Source organism: Cellulomonas septica (assembly GCF_012396155.1).
GTDB classification, from domain to species: Bacteria; Actinomycetota; Actinomycetes; order Actinomycetales; family Cellulomonadaceae; genus Cellulomonas; species Cellulomonas septica.
In genome coordinates this window covers 1-2,174 of record NZ_JAAXOY010000608.1, presented here as the reverse complement: position 1 = coordinate 2,174, position 2,174 = coordinate 1, and the positions used below count along the sequence as shown (strand labels likewise).

The following is a 2,174-nucleotide window of genomic DNA, read 5'->3' as shown; positions in this document are numbered from 1 at the left end:
CACGCGCTGCACGACCAGCCCGACGCGCACGTCGCCGAGCGCGCGCCGGGGCATCCGACGCACTCGCTGTGGCCGCACGCCGACGAGCCCGACGGCCCCGGGGAGCGGCCGACGGTGTGGCAGCCGCACGCGTCCTGGCGCCCGACGCCGAGCGTCCCGTTCCCCCGTCCGGCCCCGTCGAGCGAGCTGGACCCGCCCACCTGGGGCTGACTCCGGGCGTCCTCCGGCTGCCGTCGCCGACGCCGTCCGGGGCGGTCCGGGTCGTCCCCTGAGGACCCGAGTGCAGGTCACGGTCGCGCCGGGCGGGAGCGCTGCCGCCAGTCGGACGAACGTCCAGGACGCTCCGGGTCGAACCCGACGGATCGACCTCACGGAAAACGCTCAGCCGGACGCCGGACCGACCGAACGGAAGGACGGCGACGCCAGCGTCACGGCGCCGTCGCAGGGGGCGCCGAAGCACCGGCAAGCCCGCCGGTCGTCCGCACGTCCGCCCCCTCGCCGTCCGAAGCGAGAGGCCCGCATGCCCCAGCCCACGTCGTCCCGCCGCCGCCTGTCCTGGTTCGCGGACCGCGGCATCCAGACGAAGATCCTCGTGACGCTCGGTGTCGCCGGCACGATCGTGCTGCTGTCCTCCGGGTACGCGGTGCTCGTCCTCCAGCAGACGCGCGCGGACATGAAGACCATGGCCGACGGCCAGAGCCAGATCAGCGACGTCCGCGACCTCGTGCACCAGAACCAGCTCAAGGCGCGGATGATCGTCGCCCAGATCGCCGCCTCCGACGAGCCGACCGCGAAGAGCGACTGGCGCCGCGCGCTCGAGTCGAACGACGCCGAGCTCGAGCCGCAGATCGAGGCCTACACCGCGAGCGCCGCGGGCGGCGAGCAGTCGTGGCAGGACTTCCTCACGAAGTACGACGACTGGCTCCAGATCCGCGACGAGCAGCTCGTCCCCGCCGCGCTCGAGGAGGACCTGCACGAGTACGCGCGCATCCGTGACGAGATCGGCCAGCCGGCGATCGAGGCGTACGTCGCCGAGCTCGACCAGACCGCGGCCGAGAACACCGCGTTCATCACGAACCTGGCCCGGCAGTCCCAGGAGCGCGCGAGCAACGCGATGATCGTGCTCGTCACCAACCTCGTGACGGCGTTCGTCATCGCCGCGGTGCTCACCTGGCTCGTGGTGCGGGGCATCCGCCGGTCCGTCGACGACGTCCGCCGCAGCCTGCAGGCGATGGCCCGCGGCGACTTCACCGTCGAGGCGCAGGTCCGCTCGCGCGACGAGGTCGGGCAGACCGCCGAGGCGCTCGGCGTCGCGCAGCGGTCCGTGCGGTCGACCCTCGCCGGTGTCGTCGAGGCGGCCGAGACGGTCGCCGCCGCCGCGGAGGAGCTGTCGGCCGCCGCGCAGCAGGTCGGCGCCGCGCAGGAGGAGACGAGCGCGCAGGCGGGGGTCGTCGCGTCCACCGCGGACCAGGTCTCGCGCTACGTGCAGTCCGTCGCGGCCGGGTCGGCGCAGATGGGGTCGTCGATCCGGGAGATCGCGCAGAGCGCGTCCGAGGCCGCGAAGGTCGCGCACCAGGCGACGCAGATGGCCGAGCTCACCAACGAGCGCGTCGCGAAGCTCGGCGAGTCCAGCCTGGAGATCGGCAACGTCGTCAAGGTCATCACGTCGATCGCCGAGCAGACGAACCTGCTCGCGCTCAACGCGACCATCGAGGCCGCGCGTGCCGGGGAGGCCGGCAAGGGCTTCGCGGTCGTCGCGGGCGAGGTCAAGGAGCTCGCGTCGGAGACGGCGAAGGCGACCGAGGACATCGCGCGCCGCGTCGAGGCGATCCAGACCGACACCACCGGTGCGGTGTCCGCGATCGGGGAGATCTCCTCGATCATCGAGGCGATCAACGACCACCAGCTCACGATCGCGTCGGCGATCGAGGAGCAGACCGCGACCACGACCGAGATGTCGCGCGGGGTCGCCGACGCCGCGGCCGGCACCGGGGACATCGCCACGAACATCACCGGCGTCGCGACGTCGGCCGCGACGAGCTCCGACGTGCTCGCCCAGATGGGCACGAACGTCGAGGAGCTCGCCCGCATGTCCGCGGACCTGCGGTCACGCGTCGCCGCGTTCACCTACTGAGGACCAGCGCCCGGCGGCCGGCCGTCCCCCGGCCGCCGGG

The 2,174-nt window shown here is 73.4% G+C and carries 2 protein-coding genes; both read left to right on the top strand.

Going from position 1 to position 2,174, the window contains the following annotated elements; translation table 11 throughout:
• The coding region (locus tag HGA02_RS20545; RefSeq protein ID WP_210728742.1) for a hypothetical protein at positions 1-210 on the top strand (210 nt) is incomplete at its 5' end.
• A 310-nt stretch (positions 211-520) separates the two neighbouring features.
• Positions 521-2,134 carry a methyl-accepting chemotaxis protein gene (locus tag HGA02_RS17205; RefSeq protein ID WP_168680417.1) on the top strand — a complete coding sequence of 538 codons (1,614 nt, stop codon included), beginning with the start codon at positions 521-523 and terminating at the stop codon, positions 2,132-2,134.
• Positions 2,135-2,174: the final 40 nt, after the last annotated feature.

Bases quoted from the DNA above. Each gene is read 5' to 3' on its own strand.
- HGA02_RS17205 (WP_168680417.1), top strand. From the start codon at position 521: ATGCCCCAGCCCACGTCGTCCCGCCGCCGCCTGTCCTGGTTCGCGGAC.